Raw genomic sequence first — 22,068 nt, 5'->3', positions numbered from 1 at the left:
TTTACGGGTGATGGAAGCTTTTTTTGTTTCAATCATAGTGTGTACGGGTATGGTGACCTTTATGTGAGAAAAGTTGTTCTGAAGTTTAGGAGGTATTTCTCTTATCAAACGTAAGATGATAAGATAAAATAGAGACATTATTAATTAAAATGAGGTATACGAATGAATACATATAACCTGTTAGAATGCATTAAATTAAAAACCATTTACGGTGAACTGCCTTCTGAAATAAACGACATCCATGTAGATTCAAGAAAAGTCACCGAAGGCACCGTGTTTGTGTGCACAAGAGGATATACAGTGGATGGGCATGACTTTGCTGCCATGGCCGTTGATAAAGGCGCTACATTAATCGTAGCGGAAAAACAGCTGGATATTGATTTAAGCAAAGCGGCATTGGTTGTAGTAAAAGACACGTTCAAGGCGTTGGCTCAATTATCGAATAAGTATTACGACTATCCTTCACAGAAGCTAACCGTTTTTGGTGTCACTGGTACAAACGGAAAGACCACGGTCAGTAACCTGATCCATTCGATCCTTAAACGTTTCGATCAGAGTTCTGCCTTATCCGGTACCATCGGTTTTAACCTGGATGGGGAGATGCTTCCAAGTGAAAATACGACGTGCGATAATTTAACGAATCAACAGATGATGCAACAAGCATTGGATCGTAATATTGAAAACTTCACCCTTGAAGTATCTTCCCACGGGTTGGCGCTTGGAAGGTTATGGGGGATCGACTTCGATGTGGTGGCCTTTACGAACCTGAGTCATGACCATTTGGATTACCACGGAACGATGGAACACTACGGATATGCCAAAGGTCTTTTATTCTCCCAACTGGGTCAAGACCTTCAAAATCCGAAGTATGTCGTCCTGAATGCAGATGACGAATGGTATGACCGTTACAGCTACATGACTCCCCATGAAGTCATCAGTTTCGGACTTGATGCAAACGCCGACTTCAAGGCTGTGGATATAGAATATTTCAATGATTTAACAAAATTCACATTGATTTCTCCGGAAGGGACCTTTGATGTGGAGATGAAGCTCTTAGGGAAATTCAACGTCTATAACGTACTGACTGCCATGGCATGCCTGTACGCAAAAGGGATGGAAATATCCAAACTGGTGGAGATTGTCCATGATCTCCCTCCAGTGAATGGGCGAATGGAAAAAGTTGAAATGAAGGCACCACTTTCCGTTTACATCGATTACGCCCACACACCTGATGCCATCGAGAATGCCATTCAATCCGTCCTGCCGTTCAAGGAGAACAAAATTATCTTCCTCGTCGGCACGGGTGGGAACCGTGATAAGACAAAACGTCCGACCATGGCTGAAAAAGCATCGTTAGCAGACTACGTCATCTTAACTACGGATGATCCAAGGTATGAAGAATATGATAGTATCCTGCACGATCTTGAAAAAGGGATGCAGCACCAACAATATGCCCTGATCGGGGATCGTGAGGAAGCCGTTAAGCATGCCATCGAGGTTAGTGAACCGGGAGACATCATCATCTTCGCAGGGAAAGGGCATGAGGATTACCAAATTATCGAAAATACGAAATATCCTCACAGCGATAAACAAATTGCTGAGGAAGAAAGCAGACTGAAATACGGAATAACCGATTGACCCTTGCGGAGGAAAGGAACAGGCCAATATGAAATAGATTGGCCTGTTTTTTTATATTGAGATGGACGGAATTCACAATCTTTGGTAAATTTAAACTATATATTAAAGATGAGAGAATGACGCTGATGAAGTTTTCGTTGTATTTAAATGATTATGAAACGGAAAAATTATTTTCCACCTTGAGATGGCTGTTTGTCCTGATCGCCACGCTCATATTTTACATACCTCCCTTTTCAGAAAATATCACCACCAACAATACGGTCTTTCCTTATTTATTGGGATCCGGGATCCTTTATATGCTGGTGACCCAAATCGCCTTGATTAGGGCAAGGGAGGACAAGCGAAGCCTCCAATTCATCCTGAAAGCGGGGATTGTCTTTGATTTTCTGGCACTGATCTGGCTGATGTTCTTATCAGAAGGGATTCACAGCCCCCTTTATCCGATATCCATTTTATTCGTGATGCATGCTACGATTTATTGGAGGACGAAGGGTGCCCTCATCTCCCTGTCTGTATTTAGTGTCACCTACGCTGTGATGGGGTTGGTAACAGTCGATCTTACTGCATTTCACCATTATTTCACTCTGACATCCAACCTGTTCTTTTTATGGATCATTGGTTTGTTCGGGGCGTTGATCATGCTGAGAGAGCGTGCTCATTATGTCCAAAAAGAAGCCTATCACCATCTGGCCCACAAAGACTATTTATCAGGCTTATTTAATCATCGTTCCTTCCAGGAAAGATTCAGACGCAAATTGGAAGAAAACGAATCCTTTACACTCCTTCTTGGGGATATAGATGACTTTAAAAAAGTGAACGATGTGTACGGTCATTTGACGGGGGATGACGTCATCCGGAAGACAGGGGAAGTCTTTCGTTGCCAAGCAGAAGCATACAATGGACAGGCGTTCAGGTATGGCGGAGAGGAATTTGTCTTTATATTGCCCCATATGGATGATCGCATCATCCAAGCGTTCCTTCATGAATTATACGATCAGTTGTACACATTGGAGCCTATGTCCATTTCCATGAGCTTCGGGCAGTCTCATTCCGGAGAAACCATTGAACCGGAGAAGTTGATCGCCCTTGCAGACCAAAGGCTTTATGTGGCCAAAAAATCGGGCAAGAGAAGGACTTGTCTGGCAGATGACAGGTTGTTCGTACCCGGGGCAGCCCAAAGCCATTACGAAAAAGAAGCCATCCGCTGACTAGACGGATGGCTTCTTTTTTATACTTGTACTATACGAACATACCCGCAATGGCGGCACTCAATAATGAAGCAAGTGCACCTGCAGCGACTGCTCTTAATCCTAAGCGGGCAATATCTCCTCTGCGGTTTGGTGCAAGGTTACCTAGTCCGCCAAGTAAAATCCCAAGTGAGGAAAGGTTGGCGAATCCGCACAATGCAAAGGAAATAATCGCAACTGTTTTATCGGACAGGTTCCCGATTTCCGGAGCGAAAGCTGAATAAGCTACAAATTCATTAATGACAAGTTTTTGCCCAATGAAGTTTCCTGCTGTAACCGCTTCATGCCATGGTACTCCGATTGCGAAGGCAAGCGGTGCAAATACGTAACCAAGAATAAGCTGAAGTGAAAGGCTGTCGAATCCAAACCATCCACCCACCAATCCAAGTAATCCATTAATCAACGCAACCAATGCAATGAATGCAAGAAGCATTGCACCGATGTTTAAAGCTAATTGCAGCCCGACACTTGCACCGTTAGCAGCAGCATCGATCACATTGGCGGATTCCGAATCCGCTTCCATTTCAAACGCTTCAGGTTCAGGAGAATCATCTGTTTCAGGCACAAATAACTTCGCCATTACAAGACCTGCAGGAGCAGCCATGAAGCTTGCGGCAAGCAAGTACTCCAATGGAACGCCCAATAGAGAATATCCAACAAGCACAGAACCTGCGACGGAGGCCAATCCACCCGTCATGACGGCGAAAAGTTCAGATTCAGTCATTTTCGCTAAGAAAGGTCTTACGACTAATGGTGCTTCTGTTTGTCCGACAAAAATATTCGCTGCGGCAGACAATGATTCCGCTTTCCTTGTTCCCAACAGTTTCGACAAACCGCCGCCTAAAATCTTAATGAAAAATTGCATGATTTTAAGATAATAAAGAACTGAAATTAAAGCTGAGAAGAAAATAACGACAGGAAGTACATTAAATGCAAAAATGAACGCTATGTTTGATTCCTCAGTGTAAAGTCCTCCAAAAAGGAACGTGATCCCCTCGTTGGAATAATTGATGATGGCATTCACCACTTCAGTCAACCCTTTAAGGGCTCCCTGTCCCCAAGACGTCTTTAATACGATAAAAGCGAAAAATAACTGTATGGCAAGTCCACCAAGGACTGTTCTGACATTAACCCGCTTCTTGTTCTTGGAAAATGCAAATGCGATTCCCATAACAACGATAATACCCATGATACCCCATAAATATTGCACTTCTTTCACCTCTTCGATAAGTATGTTATGAACTTGATGCTTTCGGTTTTTTATTTTACAATTCTTTCAGACGTCTGACAACCTACAATTGCAAGATTTGTCGAAAGTTGTACGGACAACATCGTCCATAGTATGCGCAAATACAGCGTTTTCATGAAAGGGGATACAATAATGAAGATCAGAAAAAATTTTTTGGAAGGCATGGAACAAAAAGTATATATTTATGAAAATAAGAAAGAAGAGTCTTTTGTCGTCGCTGTCCCGGATATCCAATGGTCATATTCATTTACATATGAAGAGGAGGATATCCATACAAAATTATTGAAATCTCTATTGGAAAGGAATGCACAAGAAACAGCCGAAACCTTAAGTGCCCGGATCGTCCAATGGACAACTGAGATGTAGCGAACGCCTTTGAACTATACTAAACGGCAAATCGCACTGCAATCGTGCGCACAACCATCGTTATAAAAAAGAATTAACCCTGCATTCTCATACAGCTGTCCTGATTCTTTGTTGCATTGTTACTTTAGAACGAATATGATGAGAAAGTGAGAATGACGAGAAAGGATTTTACGAATGAAAATAGACTTTATACAGGAAGTTCAGTCAAGAAGAACTTTCGCTATTATTTCCCACCCGGATGCCGGGAAAACAACCTTGACCGAGCAGCTTCTTCTTTTTGGGGGAGCCATTCGTGCAGCTGGAACCGTTAAAGGAAAGAAATCAGGGAAGTTTGCAACATCAGACTGGATGGAAATCGAGAAACAGAGAGGGATTTCGGTCACTTCTTCTGTGATGGCATTCGATTATGATGATTATCGCGTGAATATCCTTGATACACCAGGTCACCAGGACTTTTCTGAAGATACGTATAGAACGTTGATGGCAGTGGACAGCGCGGTTATGATCATTGATTCAGCCAAAGGGATCGAGGCGCAAACTTTAAAGCTTTTCAAAGTCTGCCGCATGAGAGGAATCCCGATCTTCACCTTCATTAATAAGCTCGATCGCCAAGGACGTGAGCCATTGGAGTTATTGGAAGAGCTTGAAGAGGTGCTGGGAATTCAATCCTACCCGATGAACTGGCCGATCGGAATGGGGAAAGAGTTCCTGGGGATCTATGATCGATTTCATAATCGGATCGAGCAATTCCGTGTAGAGGATGAAGACCGCTTTATTCCTTTAAACGATGAGGGTGAAATTGAAGGCGAGCATCCACTTAAGGAAAGCAACCTCTATCATCAGACACTTGAAGATGTATTGCTCCTGAATGAAGCAGGAAACCAGTTTTCACGTGAGAGAATAGCAAACGGAGAGCTTTCTCCGGTATTTTTCGGGAGTGCTCTGACGAACTTCGGTGTTCAGACTTTCCTTGAAACCTATTTGCACTTCGCACCTTCCCCGCAGCCAAGGAATTCGGATGCAGGCGAAATTGAGCCGACGGCAGAGGAATTCTCCGGTTTTGTGTTTAAGATTCAAGCGAATATGAATCCTGCCCATCGTGACCGGATTGCATTTGTCCGCATATGCTCAGGTCAATTTGAAAGAGGCATGACGGTGAACCTTTCCCGCACAGGTAAATCCATTAAACTTGCGCAGTCCACTCAATTTCTTGCAGATGACCGCAGCACAGTAAATGAAGCAGTGAGTGGGGATATCATAGGGGTTTATGACACGGGTACGTATCAAATCGGTGATACACTCGTCCAAGGTAAGGGGGGCTTCAAGTATGAAAAGCTTCCTCAGTTCACGCCTGAACTGTTTGTGCGTGTCACTGCGAAGAACGTCATGAAACAGAAGCACTTCCAAAAAGGGATTCTTCAACTCGTTCAGGAAGGGGCCATCCAATATTATAAGACCCGGACCGAAGATATCATTCTCGGTGCAGTCGGGCAGCTTCAGTTTGAAGTGTTTGAGCATAGAATGAAAAATGAGTACAACGTTGATGTTAAAATGGAGCCGATTGGGTCCAAGATTGCAAGATGGATCGAGAACGAAGAAGATGTTAAAGAATCTATGTCAAGCTCAAGAAGCATGTTAGTCAAGGATCGACATGAGAATCTTGTATTCCTGTTCGAGAACGATTTTGCCATGAGATGGTTCAATGATAAAAACCCGGAAATTCGATTATACAGCTTAATGTAAACACATATGCAAAAGCACCCCTCCACAGAGCTGGAGGGGTGCTTTTGTCTTTGATTCCACAGAGCAACTCCGGAATACCATGGCTTAAATCCGTTTTCCCTTACTTGACTCTAAGGTGCATCTTTTGCGTAAATGTAAATTTTTACAATTATCAAGTGATTTTTTCCTAAAATAAAAGGATATCACTGGCATTTACCGGGTGAAAAGTCTTAGTATATAGGTAAGGGTATTTAATTCTGTTTCAAGGGAAGGAAGAGAGGTAACAATGGAGTACACATGTGCGAACTGTGGAGTTCAGATGGAGTATCATGAGGAAGGTTTCTTTTTCTTACATAACGAACAATCCCATGACATCCCGCTTACAGGACAACACCGAAAAACCGAAGAAGGTACATATATTTTTCAATATGAAGATCTTGATGAACTGTATACAAGACTGACAGTAATAGAAGATTCACTGATAAAAGATGGGTGGACATGCAGTTTGAATTGTTCGGATCACCCTGCAGCATTCATACCTGGGGAGAGATTCCTGAACTTGATTAAACATAGGGAAATGGTAAAGGTGATTCAGCGTGGAGAGTTTAAGAGCCATCTTCAACCCATCATTGATCTATCAGACTTAAGTCTCTATGGTTATGAATCTCTCTTGCGTGCAGGAGATGACAGGAAGCGTATCAATCCAGGCGAACTATTTGAAGCGGCATCCCTCACAGGTTTTCACTCCATGTTGGATCAGAAAGCCAGAAAATCTGCAATCGAGTGCAGACAGGGGCAAGTGAATCCTGGAACGAAAAGTTTCATCAATTTTCTTCCTTCTACTATTTACAATCCTGAATTTTGTTTGCGCCATACCTTCAAGATTGTGAATGAATTTGGCGTGAATCCTCAGGATCTTGTATTTGAAGTGGTTGAAACAGAGAAAATTGAGGATGTTGATCACTTGAGGTCGGTACTGGACGTATATAAAAGGGAAGGAATGAAAGTAGCTCTTGATGATGTCGGTTCCGGATTTGCAACAGTCGAAATGTTAACACTTCTTCAACCGGATTATGTGAAGATTGATCGATCTTTCATCGATCACTGTGATAGTGTGATGGAAAATCAAACGTTTTTAAGACAAGTCATGAAGGTTGCCAATGAATTAGACATCCTGGTACTCGCAGAAGGAATTGAGAGAAAAGAAGAATTACTCTTTTGCAAAGATATCGGGATCCATTATGCACAGGGCTATTTCATAGGTAAGCCAAGGGAAGAAGCGATGGCTCCATTTGCAGAGGGTCAATTTGTATAAAAAGTGACCTGGCCTCTACCGGAAATCGGTGGGGGTCTTTTTTACATAGAACCTTGACAAATCAAGATAACATGATATTATACTAGTATAAAATACTTTAGTGCATAAAAGCTTAAAAGCGTTTAAGAGTGAAAGAGCCGATGTAACTCTTATTAACGTTCAATCACATATTCACTGTCTTGAACAACGCAGTAGGAAAAAGTGTGACAGCAATCAGAGACTGGACGTCAGGTGGAAGTCCAGGTCCGCTTTATTTCTGAATTACATTGTTTATAAACGCTCTAAGTGATGAGAGGGTTTATCAAGAGACAACCTTTTTGAAGTGGGAATATACTGTGTGAAGTCATGATCGGGTGATCTTGATTCATGACAGGAGTTTATTCCAATTAGGGTGGTACCGCGGAGAACTCTTCGTCCCTATACCGGGATGGAGGGTTCTTTTTGTGCTTCCATCCCAGTCGATACTATTCAAGCAGAGATAAGGAAGTGTTCAGATGTTAAACATTAAAAGCGTTCATAAACCTGCCGTTCCGGAAGCATCCATTGTATTACTTGCTGTCCTTGGAATCATCAGTGTAAGTATTATAGGGGTGGGATCGGTCCCCCATATTTCGATCATTCTCTCCCTCTTCTTTTTGATGGTTTATGGGCTGATTCGCAAAGTGAAGTTCAAAGACATCGAGGAAGGAATGATTGCCGGTGCTCAAGGTGGATTAGGGGCCATTCTACTATTTTTCTTTATAGGGCTTCTTGTCAGCAGCTGGTTGATCAGCGGAACCATCCCTACCCTAATGTTTTATGGGTTTGAATTTGTCACTCCCCATTATTTTTATGCCATAGCCTTTTTACTTACATCCTTGAGCGGAGTGGTGATCGGCAGCTCACTGACTACGGCAGCAACCATCGGTGTGGCGCTGATCGGAATTGGTGAAGCAATGGGATTATCCTTGGCGATAACGGCTGGTGCCATCGTTTCCGGAGCATTCTTCGGGGATAAAATGTCCCCATTATCGGATACGACCAATCTTGCTTCGTCAATCGTCAAAGTGGATCTCTTCACTCATATTCGGAATATGGCATGGACAACGGTGCCCGCCTTTATCATTACGCTGATCGCCTTCGCTTTCTTGTCACCGGGTACCAGCGATATCAATTTGGTTCAGCTAAATGAGCTGCAGGAAGGTTTGAAGCAAACGGGTCTTGTTCATTGGTATAGTATACTGCCGGTCCTATTGCTGGTGGTATTGATCGTCTATAGAACACCTGCATTATTCACACTGGCCATTACAATAGCTGTCTCAGTGTCATTGTCTTTCTTTCATGAATCGTTACATGTAAATGAATTATTTCAGATACTCTTCTCAGGGTTTACGTCAGAGACGGGTGTGGAATCCATTGATTCACTCCTGACGAGAGGGGGAGTGAACAGAATGATGTTTACCATTTCCCTTGTCATCCTATCGCTGAGCCTTGGTGGACTATTATTTAAACTTGGAATCATACCGGCATTGCTGAATAAGGTTTCTGCCATCATTCAATCGGGAAGAAGGACGATACTTACAACGGCCCTTTCCGCGATCGGCATCAACCTTGTTGTGGGAGAGCAGTATTTATCAATCTTATTGACAGGTGAAGCCTTTCAGTCTCAATACAAGAAATTGGGGCTGCATCCGAAGACCTTATCCCGTACGCTAGAGGATGCAGGTACAGTAGTGAACCCCCTGGTCCCATGGAGTGTGTGTGGTATATTCCTGACAGACGTTTTGGGTGTTTCCACCCTTGAGTACTTACCATTCGCGATCTTCTGTCTGATTTCTCCAGTCATCACCATCCTATATGGTTTTACAGGATGGACCATTAAGAAAGAACAAACCGGGACCGATCGCACCGTAACGAATTAAAGAGTATCATAAAAGGACTGTCCGCATGAGTCATCCATTCTCTAAGGGAGGGATGATTCATCTGGTGGACAGTCCTTTTTCTTGCATTTCTAAATAAGTGTTAAAATAACGGTCATAGTAGAGGCTGCCTGCAGAAATCATGATTAAGTGAAAAAGAGGGAGCACCATCAGCATCAAGGGACTGTCAATTACTAATACACCTTCCTGGAACATGAAAGCCTCAACGGAAAAAAGAAAAAGGATGCTCCACAACGTATATTTCCAATCCCCATTTCTAAAGAATATCACCAAACTGTAAAAGTAAGTGGTGAACCAGATATACATGGCATTCCCTGCTATCAAATCCCTGACAGGGTTAGAAAAAAAATTCAGGGGGATGAGATACAGGTGCAGAAGGGAAGAAAGAATCCAGGCGAAAGACAGTGAGATGGTGGAGAGCGCAAAGAACAGAGTGATGAATTGAACATAATGATTGGAACGGTCCTCAAGAAGCTTCCACCACGTCTTGGCCAGCATGACAGAAATGATGAGGAAGAATGTGGTGTAATAGGATTCCCACCAATGATGTTCGTATAAATCCGTGTATATGAACCAAGTTTCGATAAGGAAAAAAACACCGATGATGATGGCGATCCTGCTTATGGATAACCGGTACAGGACAATGTAGGTAATGGCAACCGGGACTGAAAATGCCTGGGAGCTGATCGAGCCCAAGACGCTGTCATTGTAATTATTCGATAAAATATGGGGATGATACGTATAGCTGTTGAATAACACAAAGATCACGTATTCAAATACATAGGCCAACCCGGAAATAAAAAGCCAAAATAGTATGATTCGAGCAGAAATTTGACGATTATGAACGACTATAATGGATAAAACAAAAATGCTGAAAAGACTAAGGAATACAAAGGGAACCCAGTTCGCCATTCTAATGCTCCTTACGTTACAGTATAAAAATAGTGTACACAGATAAAGTCGAATTATTTATTTGAACGAAAATTATCGTTATTTATTATCTATAGACGCTTTAATATTGAAGGATCTTCCTGAAGAGACTATAGTTAACAGTAACTGCTTCCAAACCATAATGAACGATATAGATAAAGAAAGGGGAGCACTCCATTGAAAATTAGTGATTTTTCCATCCGTCGTCCTGTGTTCACCATTGTCACCATGCTTCTTATCCTTATTTTGGGAGGAGTTTCCCTCCTTAGGATACCGTTAAAACTCATTCCGGACCTGAACCCGCCCGTAGGGGTCGTGGTAACCAATTATCCTGGAGCCGGTCCTCAGGAAGTAGTCGAAAAGGTAACGAAACCACTGGAAGAAAGTTTGTCCACCCTGCCCGGGATGAAAAACCTTCAATCGACTTCGAATGAAGGTTCGAACTTTATTCTCCTGGAATTTTCATGGTCCACCTCTATCGATGACATTGAAAACGATGTCCTGCAACGATTGGATCAAACCCCACTACCGGACGGGGCAGAAAATCCGAGGTTTCTCAAATTTGACCCTGCCCAATTCCCTATCATTCAATTTTCTTTGCGGGAAGAAGGAGAGGAGGCAAATTTAAAGACACTATCCGAGAATCTGAAACTGGAACTCACAAGAGTTGAAGGTGTCGCAAATGTGAACGTTTCAGGTTCATTAAAGGATGAAGTGATAATAGAATTAAATCAGCAATCGCTGAAGGATAATCGTTTAAGCCAGAGTGATGTGATCAATACGATCCGGGCTAACAATATAACGGCACCGGGCGATACGATAGATACAAATGGACAAACCTTGACTACAAGAGTCTTAAGTAAGCTTGAGTCCGTGGATGAATTGAAAAAATTGGTCCTTCAGGTGAATCCGCAATCAGGAAAGAAGATCACTCTTTCTGACGTGGCGACTGTTGAGAAGAGGCAGCAGGATACGAACACCATCACGCGGGCGAATCAAGAGCCTGCTATTTTGTTCAGCGTCTTGCAGCAATCGGATGCAAATACCGCATCTGTTTCAAAAGCGTTCCAAAAAGAGCTGGACCGTCTCCTCGAGCAAGATCAATATCAATCAATCAAAGCGGATGTCTTGTTCGATCAAGGGGATTATATCACTCAAGCCATAGGAAATATCGCCAATTCCCTCTTAATAGGCGGGGCATTCGCCATGCTGGTTCTCTTCTTGTTCTTGAAAAATGTGAAGAGTCCTCTAATCATCGGGGTAGCGATTCCATACTCTGTCATTGTTACATTTGTTCTCATGTTTTTTGCGGATTTCGCATTGAATATCATGACATTGGGAGCCCTGGCTCTCGGCATAGGGATGCTTGTCGATAATGCCATTGTGGTGATTGAGAACATATACAGACATTTATCCCTCGGGAAAAGCCCAAAGGAAGCAGCAAGTATCGGCGCAAAAGAGGTAGGTGGTGCCATTACGGCTTCCACCCTTACTACCGTTGCGGTATTCCTGCCGGTGGTCTTTATATCCGGTTTACTTGGTGAATTATTTACTGAGTTCGCCTTGACGATTTCATTTAGTTTATTGGCTTCACTCGTTGTGGCCTTGACGGTCATTCCCATGTTAGCGAGTAGACTGTTGAAAAAACCTAAAGGGAATATAGAGGCGAAACGGAGACGTTCTAAAAGTAGAAAGACCTTTGCCAGGTCTGTTAAATGGGCACTTCAACACCGTTTCATCGTATTATTCATCACTCTCATTACTTTAGTGGCAGGTGGCCTGGGCCTTACAACGGTAGGGACGCAATTTTTACCACCTACAGATGAAGGGTTTTTCAACATGAGGGTCGAATTGGAAAATGGAGCTTCGGTTGAGGAGACCAATAAAGTCGTAAAAGCCATTGAAGACAGGTTGGAGCAGGAAAAAGATGTCGATGTATTTGTAAGCCTTGTAGGAACGACCCAGGAAGAATCCTTCAGGGGAAGTACAAAGGGGAATATTGCAGAGGTTTATGTGAAGATGAAGCCTCTGGAAAAGCGTGAGAGGTCGATTTTCAGCTTTGCTGATGAAGTAAAACCTGAAATCGAAAATGCTGCTCGAAAGATAAATGAATCAGCAGAGGTTTCGTTCAATTTACAATCAACATCAGGTTCCAGCCCTCAAACCCTTACATTTAATTTGAGGGATACCGATCAGAATCGATTGGAAGAATCGGTGGATACATTATTTGCCTCATTAAAAAACATGAAGGATGTCAATGAAGTTTCGACGGATCAGATGGAGACGGTAAAAGAGGTCCAAATGAAGGTGAACCGGGAGAAAGCTCTTCAACAAGGATTAGCACCTGCTCAAATCGGTACTCTTGTTCAAGATGTAACCCGGGGGGTCCTGACAACCCAAATGGTGACTGAGTCCTCTGACGTTATAAATGTCCTTGTTCAATACGACCGGAATATTACTGAAAATCTTGATTCTTTGAAGAAGCTTCTCATTCCAAATGGACAAGGAAAGTATATTCAGTTAAACTCCGTTGTCGACTTTTCAATAGAAGATGGCCCGGTCAGCATTCAAAGGATCGACCAGCAGCATGCCGTTCAGTTTACACTCAAGTATTCTTCGGAAACCAATCTTGGTGCAATTTCAAAGGCAGTTGATGAGAAGATCGAATCGCTGGATCTTCCAAACGAGACGTTGGTTTCATTCAGTGGGGACAGGGAGCTCCTGGAGGATTCCATCGACGACATGGCCCTTGCCCTCGGACTTGCCATTGTTCTTGTGTATATGGTCATGGCTGCACAATTCGAATCATTTAAATATCCTTTTGTGATCATGTTTACGGTCCCTCTAATGGTGATAGGAGTAGCAATCGCCCTGGCCATTACCCAGACTCCTATCAGCATTTCAGCTATCATTGGGGTGATTGTCCTCGCTGGGATCGTTGTCAACAATGCCATTGTCATTGTTGATTACATCAATCAACGTAAAGAGGCCGGCACCAATAGCTTTGACAGCATCGTCGAGGCCGTTCAGGACCGTGCAAGGCCGATCTTCATGACGGCCTTAACGACGATTCTTGGCTTGTTGCCCCTTGCTCTTGGTTTGGGCGAGGGTACAGAAATCAATCAGCCGATGGGGATCGCCGTCATAGGTGGCCTGATCAGCTCGACGTTATTGACCATTTACGTCATTCCCATCGTCTACAGCTTCTTTGATAAAGATACGAGAAGAATGAAGAAGGTAAGAGAAACATACAGATATAAAGAATAAAGCATATACAACCAGAGTTAACCGGAATGCTTAGTAGCGCCTCTCATATGATGAGGTCTCTAAGCCGTGAAGGTTAACTCTTTTTTTAACAAAAATATGTCTTGCCGGGAGAGATGAAGGAAATGGAAAAAGGGGTATATTTAATCACGGGGTTCCCAGGTTTTTTAAGTTTGAATATTGTAGCGGAATTGCTTAAGCAGGATAAGGCATCGAAAGTATATTTGCTTCACCTGGGCTCGATGAAGAAACAGGCGGAGGAAGGGGTTCGGAAATTGAAAACCGCCTCAGAAGGGGAACTTATCCTTGTCGAAGGAGACATTACCAGACCTGGTCTCGATATGGAGAAAGAAAAAATCATTGAGATACAGGAGGAAGTGGATTATGTTTGGCACTTGGCAGCCATATATGATCTTGCTGTCCCCCGGGATCTTGCACAGAGAGTAAATGTTGAAGGCACACGTCAGGTGAATGATTTTTGCCAAACTCTCCGACATCTCAAGAGATATGTTTATTTTTCCACCGCCTTCATAGCAGGCGCCCGTGAAGGTGAACTGATGGAGGATGAACTGATTCGTCCAGAGCGCTTTCACAACTTCTATGAAGAGACTAAGTTTGATGCAGAGGTCCTGGTGGATGACTTGAAGGACAGACTGCCGATTACGATTATCCGCCCGGGTATCGTGAAAGGAAACTCGGATACTGGTGAGACGGTTAAGTTCGATGGACCATACTTTCTAATGAATATGTTTAAGCGATTATCCTTTCTGCCATGGATCCCATTTCTGGGTGAAGGGACATCTTATATTAATATTGTTCCTGTTGAATATGTCGTAAGGGCAGCCATTTATCTGGGTCATGATGAGGTTGGGCATGGTAAGACGTATCACCTTACCGATCCAGCACCCCTGACGGTCAAGGAAGTGTATGGAAAGATTTTATGGCAGATGTTAAGGAAGAAACCAAAAGGGAGCATTCCGTTATCCCTGTCTAATTGGGCCCTTGGCTTTCGATTTGTCCGACGTTATTTAAGAGTTGAACGGGAAGCGCTGGACTATTTTACACTCCAAGGGAAATTCGATTGTCAACAGGCCCGGGGGGATTTAGAGGGGGCATCGATTCATTGTCCGTCCTTGTCAAGCCAAATTGATAAAATGGTGGAGTTCTATCTTGAAAATTCATCGAATGAGCGATTACATGTGAAGATCGATTAATCAGAAATGCGAATGGAAACATTCGGCCGTGCAATCATCGTAATAATTGGGAGAGATATGGTAAAAATAAAGGGAGAAGCATCAATAGGAGGAATCTCAAGATGTCATTTTCCCAGAAGCTATATCCTGACCAATACATACAGAATCGTTTCCATAAACACATTAATATTGTCTTATGTCATCAGTTATCCCCTTTTAAGGGGTCCACATGAAATCATCCATCACTAAATTGGAAGGAATTCTTTGGAGTATCGCCCTGCCAGGTTTTCCTCAATTGCTTGTTGGTCTGTGGTTTAAGGGAGCGCTGTTTGTGATTCTTGAGATCATCATTAATGTTCAAAGTAACTTCAATCTGGGAATCATGTACAGTTTTTTAGGGGAAACACATAAATCGGCGGAAGTGATCGATTATCAATGGCTCATGTTCTATCCGTGTTTATACATGTTCGCAATGTGGGATGCGTATAAGCTTGCTGATGACAAGAAGGATAAATACAGCTTTCTACCCTTTGTGTTGTCAGCCTATACGGTAACGGTGGGTTTGATGTATTCTCCTAAGGTATATTTATTAGGGAATTTTATCGGTCCTATTTTTTTACCGATACTGTTTGTCATTCCCGGAGTATTGATTGGTCTGTTGATCCGATCTGCCCTTTTACGATTACACTGAATCTTTTTTCTTTACGAAATACCTCTTTTAAGGTAACATATATGTATACAAATGAACGTTTTCTACCTGTCAAAGGGGAGTAGCTATAGGTTTCGTACCTAAACAAAGTCGTCAATTCATGGTGTATTCCATCGGCTTTGTTGGCATATTCGTATGCTAAGCAAGACCTTTGCCTTATTTAGGCAAGGGTCTTTTTATTTTATAAAATTCCTTGCCTATTGGAAAACTAACTATGTGAATAGGGAGGGACTAAAGGTATGGATGCTTCGATGTTATTGGAATATGGTTGGGTCCTACTGATATTGGTAGGTCTTGAAGGGATTTTAGCCGCTGATAATGCAGTGGTCATGGCCGTAATGGTCAAACATTTGCCCGTGGAACAAAGGAAAAAGGCATTATTTTATGGTCTGTTAGGGGCTTTTGTATTTAGGTTTGCTGCATTATTTCTTATTTCGTTCTTAGTCAATGTGTGGCAGGTCCAGGCCATTGGGGCCATCTACTTATTTTATGTAGCGATTCACCATTTCGTGAAGAAGAGGAAAGACACCGGTGCTGTAGAAGCAGAACCTGCGAAAGGCTCCGGATTCTGGACGACGGTACTCAAAGTGGAGCTTGCGGACATCGCATTCGCGGTAGACTCGATGCTTGCGGCTGTTGCACTAGCCGTCACACTGCAGCCTACTGGATGGTTCGATGTGGGGGGAATCGACGGAGGTCAGTTTATCGTCATGTTCCTCGGCGGTATCATCGGGTTGGTGATCATGCGGTTTGCAGCAACATGGTTTGTGAAATTGCTGGAGAAATATCCTACTTTGGAATCAGCCGCATTTTTAATTGTTGGCTGGGTCGGAGTTAAGCTTGCGGTGTTCACACTCGCACATCCCGATGTTGCCATCCTCGATCATCACTTCCCTGAATCAAAAGGATGGAAGCTTGTATTCTGGAGTGTATTGATCCTATTGTCTGTTGGCGGTTATTTATTATCGAGGAAAAAAGCAAAACAGACAGAAGAAGTGGAAGCAAAAGCAAAAGCAGAATAGTGTTCAAAAAAGCTGACGTTGACATTCAACGTCAGCTTTTTTTAAATCGCAAAAGAACTCATCAACCAAGCAAACAAAGGGTTCATGGAATTGAGCTAGTACTCTCCGGAGAATTCTTTCACAACTTTTATTTGATACACCCCCTCAAAAAAACCCCCTTATACGTAACTCCTTTAGTAAGGCGATCGATCGGCCAAATACTAAATGACTTCCGAGGTGTACATATGAATAAACATTCAAAAATCATGAAATCATCATTAGCAGTTCTTGTAGCCAGTTCCATCAGTTTCCCGAGTTCACTCGCGTTTGCAAATTCGAACGAAGAAAACTTTGATACGATTAACATGGAACAAGGGACTGCTGCTTCCACTACAAATGTTACAGTTAACGACGAAGCAATGCTGGATTCAGCAAAAAATGAAATTGAAAAACTACAAGAGTCGACTGAAACGCCTTCACTATTACCAGGTGACTTTTTCTACTTTGCGAAGGTGGCTATTGAAAAAATACAGCTCGCATTTACAATGGATGATGCGAAAGAGGCCAAATTACTAGCGGAGTATGCTGCAGAACGATTGGCTGAAGTGGAGGCCCTTTTTAAAGATGGGAAACAAGAAGAAGCCATCGATGCCTTAAATCATGCCATTGAGATGATACAAAAATCCGAAGATCAGTGGTCACAGGACGAAAGTGAAAAGGACTCAACGGCTGAAAGTGAGCTAGAGACCGATACTGATGTGAAAGATGATTCTCAAGTGGAAGATGAATCAGATGAGACATCTTCTGAAGATGGCGCGGATGAAGAGTCGGTAAAAGAAGATGAAAATTCCGATGAGACAGAAGAGAAATCCGGTGATATGAAGGAAATGGAAGAAATGATGGCACAAAATATTGTAGCTCTTAAAGCAAATTTGGAAAAAGTGCAAAATCCCAAGGCGAAAGCTGCCCTTCAAAAAAATATCGAGAAGAGTTACTTGAAATTAGCTGAAAAGCTTTCCAGACTGGAAGAAAATGCAGCAAAAAAAGCTGAAGCAAAACAAAAGAAAGACTCGGAAGAACCAAAGGACTCTGAAATGACAGAGCAGGAATCGACTGACGTTGAATCAAAAGAGCAGGCTGTTGAAGAAACTCCGGTTGAACAACCTGTTGAAGAAACAACTGAAGTAAAAGAAGAAACGACTGTACCAGTAAAGGCTGCTCAACATACAGAGAGAAAAGAAGCTAAAAATGAATGGAAACAACAGCACAAAGAATCAAAACAAGATGCAAAAATAGAACGCAAACAAGAGAAACAAGAAGCAAAAGAAGATCGTCATGAAGAAAAAGAAACCAACAAACAACATTCAGCACCTGCCAATGAAAATCGTCAGCACGGTGAAAATGAAAAAGGCAAAGAAAACGGTAAGGGTCACCATAAAGAATAGTCAATGATCTCACGGTAGAGGCTGAAGGTGTTCGACTCATCAGTCAGAAAAGGGTTGTAAATCAACCCTTTTCTCCCTAATATCCTTTTACATTCAACATCTTATGAGTATAATAGTGTGCAGGATGGGGTGAGGCTGATGCTAAATGTATTACTATTTTTACTCGCTAAACAAAAGAAAAAGCAATCGCTTGAAGAGATGGCGATTCAAATACAAAATGGTGATGAGCAATTATTGAACATAGTCCTTGAAGACTATAAGCCATTTATTAAAAAAACGGTATCTTCCGTCTGCAAACGGTTCATTTATGAAACTGATGATGAATTCAGCATCGGTCTGATTGCTTTTCATGACGCTATCTTAAAATATAATCATCAACGGGGATCCTCTATCATCAGCTTTTCTGAAGTCATCATCAAACGGAAAGTGATCGATTATATCAGAAAAAATGGGAAGTTTCAGGATGTAAGCATTGAAATGACTCTGGGTGATGACGGAGATGAATCTTCAAATTTGACTATCGATCAAATTGTATCTGTTGAGGAATATGGAAAACAGGAGGAAGCGAAAAAGCGGCAGGAAGAAATCCTGTCTTTCCAAGAACAACTCGCTCACTTCAAGTTATCTTTCCAGGAGCTAGTAGAACAATCGCCAAAGCATGAAGATGCCAGATTGAATGCCATTGAAATCGCCAAAACGATAGTGGAGTCGAAGGAAATATTAGGTTATTTGATGGACAAAAAGCGATTACCTATAAAAAAATTAGAGAAACAGGTAAACGTCAGTAGAAAAACAATTGAGAGAAACAGAAAATATATTATAGCCATTTCCCTTATCCTTATAGGGGATTATGTATATTTACGGGATTACTTAAAAGGGCGGTTAGAGATATGAAAAAAGGGATCATTATGGAAATCAAACGGGATATCCTGGTTATGATGACACCAGAAGGGGAATTTCTTACGGGAAGAAAGCAGCCCGATCAACACTACGCTGTAGGCGAAGAGATACCTTTCTTTCCATTGCACACAGAATCCGCTAAATCCAAACCAATACATAAGTGGAATTGGAAAGTGTCGACTTCCTTGTTAACAGTCCTTGTTGTTCTTATTGCCCTGTTTTCAAGTACTGTGCTCCAGAACAATCGGGCTTACGCCTATGTTTCTGTGGATATCAATCCCAGTATGGAACTGACACTGAATAAAAAACAACAGGTGTTGGAAATCAAGCCATTTAATGATGATGCCAAATTCCTTTTAACGAAACTAAGTAACTGGGAAGATAAAGATGTGGGTGAAGTGACAGAGAAAATCTTCCTGTTAAGTGAAAGACTCGGGTACTTAAAGGAAAATCAAAATGTCTGGATCACTTCTTCCTTTATAAATGATTCCGATCGTGAAAGGGAAACCGAATTACTGGATGAATTACATGAATTTGTTGATGATTATCGTTCTGAACATCCCACGAACATCATCGTGAAAGAAATCTCCCCTGAGATTAGGGAAGAAGCATCAGATAAAGGGATGACTGCAGGGTCTCTCATGCGAGAAGCGGAACAAAAGGAAACCAATCAAGCAATCGAGCCTGAAGAAAGTGAAAAGGCAGTCATCAAAGAAGAAAAAGAAGAGACGGACAGAGAAGAAGAGAAGTCAGAAACGGGAAATCAAAAGGGTGAACAGCCATTGAAAGACAATAACCAAAATGGCGATAAGCGTGAGGATTCCCAAAATAATCATCCTGTCCCTCAAAATCCTCATCCAGGAAACAAAGGAAAGAATGAAAAACCTGTAAAATCACAAAATGGGAATTCTTCATTTAATAACAAGGGAAACAGAGGTAATGACATTACCAATAAGGGTCATAACAATTCTTCTCACACTGAACAGGATCACAGTAGGGACAACGAAAAACATAATGATCATCAAAATAGAAATGAAGAAAAGAAAAACACTCACGAGGAAAGAAAAGAGAACAAAAAGGATTAACAAAGATAGGCAGAGGCTCATTCACCGAATGGGTCTTTCTTATTGTGAAAGAAAGGGTAGCTGTTATCGCAGCTACCCATTGCCATATTATTTAGTTTGTTGTCCAGTTAGTTGAGACTGAGCTTGTTTCACAAGGCGCTTCGTGATTTCTCCTCCAACAGATCCATTAGAGCGAGCTACTGTATCTGATCCAAGCGTCACTCCGAATTCCTGAGCGATTTCATATTTCACTTGGTCAAGGTATTGTTCAACACCAGGAACAAGCAATTTATTTGAACTTCTAGCCATGGTCGGTTTCCTCCTTACTAGTATACTTGAAACAATGAATGTTTCAGTACTTATATTATTTGTATTATCCTCATGAACATGAATGGTAATATTTCGCCTAAATTGTATTGTTTGCTTAGTGATGAAACGAATGATGACACTTATTGGTTTAAGAGGCTTTTATGAAAGGAAGAATAATCATTAAAGAAATTATCCGTTTTTCCTTTCATTCTTCTGCTATATTCTTTAAGATAGAAAAGGAAATAACGTTGAAAGGGAAATACAAATATGTGGTATAAGCTTAGATTGAATTTAAATAAATTAACTCCCGCACAAGTCATCGTCACGTATTATTTTCTTGCCGTCACGATCGCGACTATCCTGCTCAGTCTTCCCATCGCCCATAAAGAAGGAGCAGAGTGGAGTTTTTTGGATGCCATCTTCACAGCGGTCAGTGCTGTGAGTGTCACAGGGCTGACGGTTGTAAGCACGGTTGACACATTTAATACAACAGGAATCTTTATATTAATGTTCGTACTTCAATTTGGCGGTATAGGAATTATGACGCTTGGGACGTTTTTCTGGTTGATTGTCGGAAAGAAAATAGGATTAAAAGAGCGTCGACTGATCATGACGGATCAAAATCAGACAAGCCTGGCTGGCCTGGTCAGCCTGTTAAAGCAAATTTTATTATTGATCATCTTTATTGAAATCGTAGGGGCTTTCATTCTGGGTCTCTATTTTTTAAGCTATTACCCAACGTGGCAGGAGGCCTTTCTCCAAGGATTATTTGCTTCTGTCAGTGCAACGACGAATGCCGGGTTTGATATTACAGGTCAGTCCCTCATTCCGTTTGCGAATGACTATTTTGTTCAGTTCATCACCATCCTTTTGCTGACCCTTGGAGCGATCGGGTTCCCGGTCCTGATTGAAACTAAGGATTATCTCATGAGCAAAAAAAGAAACAGGCATCATTTTTCTTTATATTCAAAGATCACAACCGTAACATTCTTTGGATTGATGGCATTCGGCACTTTAGTCATTTTTATCTTTGAATATAACCGCTTTTTCAACGGTATGGAATGGCATGAGTCTTTCTTTTATGCGTTCTTCCAATCTGCTACGACGCGGAACGGCGGGCTGGCTACAATGAATGTAGCGGAGTTTTCAACCCCTACCTTATTGGTCATGTGTGCCCTTATGTTCATCGGGGCTTCACCCAGCTCTGTTGGTGGGGGAATCAGAACCACAACTTTTGCCCTTAACCTTTTATTTTTGTTCCATTTTGCAAGGGGAAATCAAACAATCAAGATATTTAAGAGGGAAATTCATCAGCAGGATGTCATTAAATCACTGGTTGTAACGATGATGGCGATTTTTATCTGCTTCCTTTCTGTCATCATCCTAACCTTCACAGAGGATCATTCAATCATGGAAATTGTCTTTGAAGTCGCTTCTGCGTTCGGGACTACGGGACTATCCATGGGAATTACCTCTGAGCTCTCATCCATTGGAAAATGTGTCATCATCGCATTGATGTTTATCGGACGTGTAGGAATACTCTCCTTCCTCTTTATGATAGGAGGAAAAGAAAAGACGGCAAAATACCATTATCCAAAGGAACGTGTCATTATTGGATGATAATCTCGAAAAGAGGCTGGGACATAACTAAATTTATACACTCTAAAGACGAACAATAAGATCACGCGTTACACCGCCGATTTCCGTGCAAGACTTCGCTTTCCTCGGGCTGAAGGCGAGCCTCCTCACAGCTTTCGCTCCTGCGGGAAACGCTGGACAGGTGAGACCCCACAGGGC

General features: G+C 42.1%; 17 protein-coding genes and 1 riboswitch. Of the genes, 14 read left to right on the top strand and 3 right to left on the bottom strand.

Going from position 1 to position 22,068, the window contains the following annotated elements; translation table 11 throughout:
- The first annotated feature begins 162 nt into the window (after nt 1–162).
- Together CN378_RS13655 and CN378_RS13650 are read left to right on the top strand one after the other, a co-directional pair.
- The gene (locus CN378_RS13655) at nt 163–1,638 is read left to right on the top strand and encodes a UDP-N-acetylmuramoyl-L-alanyl-D-glutamate--2,6-diaminopimelate ligase (RefSeq protein ID WP_098352779.1); all 1,476 of its coding nucleotides are present in this window, start codon (nt 163–165) and stop codon (nt 1,636–1,638) included.
- Between the two features lie 125 nt (nt 1,639–1,763).
- Nucleotides 1,764–2,846 carry a GGDEF domain-containing protein gene (locus CN378_RS13650; protein WP_179884921.1) on the top strand — a complete coding sequence of 361 codons (1,083 nt, stop codon included), beginning with the start codon at nt 1,764–1,766 and terminating at the stop codon, nt 2,844–2,846.
- A gap of 31 nt (nt 2,847–2,877) precedes the next feature.
- Here the strand turns inward: CN378_RS13650 and CN378_RS13645 are convergent, their stop codons facing one another.
- A complete protein-coding gene (locus tag CN378_RS13645) occupies nt 2,878–4,095 on the bottom strand; it encodes a NupC/NupG family nucleoside CNT transporter (protein ID WP_098352776.1) in 1,218 nt (405 codons plus the stop codon).
- A gap of 171 nt (nt 4,096–4,266) precedes the next feature.
- Between CN378_RS13645 and CN378_RS13640 the strand changes: the two genes are divergently transcribed.
- The 4 genes from CN378_RS13640 to nhaC all read left to right on the top strand — a co-directional run bounded on the left by CN378_RS13640 (nt 4,267) and on the right by nhaC (nt 9,438).
- The gene (locus tag CN378_RS13640; RefSeq protein ID WP_098352774.1) at nt 4,267–4,500 is read left to right on the top strand and encodes a YueH family protein; all 234 of its coding nucleotides are present in this window, start codon (nt 4,267–4,269) and stop codon (nt 4,498–4,500) included.
- 174 nt (nt 4,501–4,674) lie between these two features.
- Entirely contained in the window at nt 4,675–6,243 is a 1,569-nt protein-coding gene (locus CN378_RS13635; protein WP_098352772.1) for a peptide chain release factor 3, read from the top strand.
- Nucleotides 6,244–6,508: 265 nt separating this feature from the next.
- Nucleotides 6,509–7,537 (top strand): EAL domain-containing protein, encoded by a 1,029-nt coding sequence (locus CN378_RS13630; RefSeq protein ID WP_098352771.1) that lies wholly within the window; start codon nt 6,509–6,511, stop codon nt 7,535–7,537.
- A 494-nt stretch (nt 7,538–8,031) separates the two neighbouring features.
- Nucleotides 8,032–9,438 carry a Na+/H+ antiporter NhaC gene (gene nhaC / locus CN378_RS13625; RefSeq protein WP_098352769.1) on the top strand — a complete coding sequence of 469 codons (1,407 nt, stop codon included), beginning with the start codon at nt 8,032–8,034 and terminating at the stop codon, nt 9,436–9,438.
- Between the two features lie 57 nt (nt 9,439–9,495).
- Here the strand turns inward: nhaC and CN378_RS13620 are convergent, their stop codons facing one another.
- The gene (locus tag CN378_RS13620) at nt 9,496–10,368 is read right to left on the bottom strand and encodes a hypothetical protein (protein WP_098352767.1); all 873 of its coding nucleotides are present in this window, start codon (nt 10,366–10,368) and stop codon (nt 9,496–9,498) included.
- Between the two features lie 195 nt (nt 10,369–10,563).
- Here CN378_RS13620 and CN378_RS13615 point away from each other — a divergent pair, with 195 nt between their 5' ends.
- The 7 genes from CN378_RS13615 to CN378_RS13585 all read left to right on the top strand — a co-directional run bounded on the left by CN378_RS13615 (nt 10,564) and on the right by CN378_RS13585 (nt 19,983).
- Complete coding sequence (locus CN378_RS13615; RefSeq protein ID WP_098352765.1) at nt 10,564–13,653, top strand: efflux RND transporter permease subunit; 3,090 nt, start codon at nt 10,564–10,566, stop codon at nt 13,651–13,653.
- A 122-nt stretch (nt 13,654–13,775) separates the two neighbouring features.
- On the top strand, nt 13,776–14,864 hold the full coding sequence (locus CN378_RS13610; protein ID WP_098352763.1) for an SDR family oxidoreductase: 1,089 nt from the start codon (nt 13,776–13,778) through the stop codon (nt 14,862–14,864).
- A gap of 208 nt (nt 14,865–15,072) precedes the next feature.
- Nucleotides 15,073–15,534, top strand: coding sequence for a hypothetical protein (locus tag CN378_RS13605; protein WP_098352761.1), 462 nt, complete (start codon nt 15,073–15,075; stop codon nt 15,532–15,534).
- A gap of 62 nt (nt 15,535–15,596) precedes the next feature.
- Nucleotides 15,597–15,692, top strand: a riboswitch (yybP-ykoY riboswitch).
- Between the two features lie 99 nt (nt 15,693–15,791).
- Complete coding sequence (locus CN378_RS13600) at nt 15,792–16,574, top strand: TerC family protein (RefSeq protein ID WP_098352759.1); 783 nt, start codon at nt 15,792–15,794, stop codon at nt 16,572–16,574.
- Entirely contained in the window at nt 16,574–17,998 is a 1,425-nt protein-coding gene (locus tag CN378_RS13595; RefSeq protein WP_142323607.1) for a DUF5667 domain-containing protein, read from the top strand. Before CN378_RS13600 ends, CN378_RS13595 begins: the two co-directional genes overlap by 1 nt.
- A gap of 138 nt (nt 17,999–18,136) precedes the next feature.
- Nucleotides 18,137–18,892 carry an RNA polymerase sigma factor SigI gene (sigI, locus tag CN378_RS13590; RefSeq protein ID WP_098352755.1) on the top strand — a complete coding sequence of 252 codons (756 nt, stop codon included), beginning with the start codon at nt 18,137–18,139 and terminating at the stop codon, nt 18,890–18,892.
- A complete protein-coding gene (locus CN378_RS13585; RefSeq protein WP_098352753.1) occupies nt 18,889–19,983 on the top strand; it encodes an anti-sigma factor domain-containing protein in 1,095 nt (364 codons plus the stop codon). Before sigI ends, CN378_RS13585 begins: the two co-directional genes overlap by 4 nt.
- An 87-nt stretch (nt 19,984–20,070) precedes the next feature.
- On the opposite strand, the gene CN378_RS13580 is transcribed toward CN378_RS13585, so the two are convergent.
- Nucleotides 20,071–20,271, bottom strand: coding sequence for an alpha/beta-type small acid-soluble spore protein (locus CN378_RS13580; RefSeq protein WP_034763616.1), 201 nt, complete (start codon nt 20,269–20,271; stop codon nt 20,071–20,073).
- 267 nt (nt 20,272–20,538) lie between these two features.
- Here CN378_RS13580 and CN378_RS13575 point away from each other — a divergent pair, with 267 nt between their 5' ends.
- Complete coding sequence (locus CN378_RS13575; protein ID WP_098352752.1) at nt 20,539–21,891, top strand: TrkH family potassium uptake protein; 1,353 nt, start codon at nt 20,539–20,541, stop codon at nt 21,889–21,891.
- The last annotated feature ends 177 nt before the right edge of the window (nt 21,892–22,068 follow it).

It is taken from the genome of Bacillus sp. AFS015802 (genome assembly GCF_002561455.1).
Lineage (GTDB): Bacteria > Bacillota > Bacilli > Bacillales > Bacillaceae_B > Rossellomorea.
Note: the sequence above shows the minus strand (reverse complement) of the source record. Positions and strands in the feature narration are given on the sequence as shown.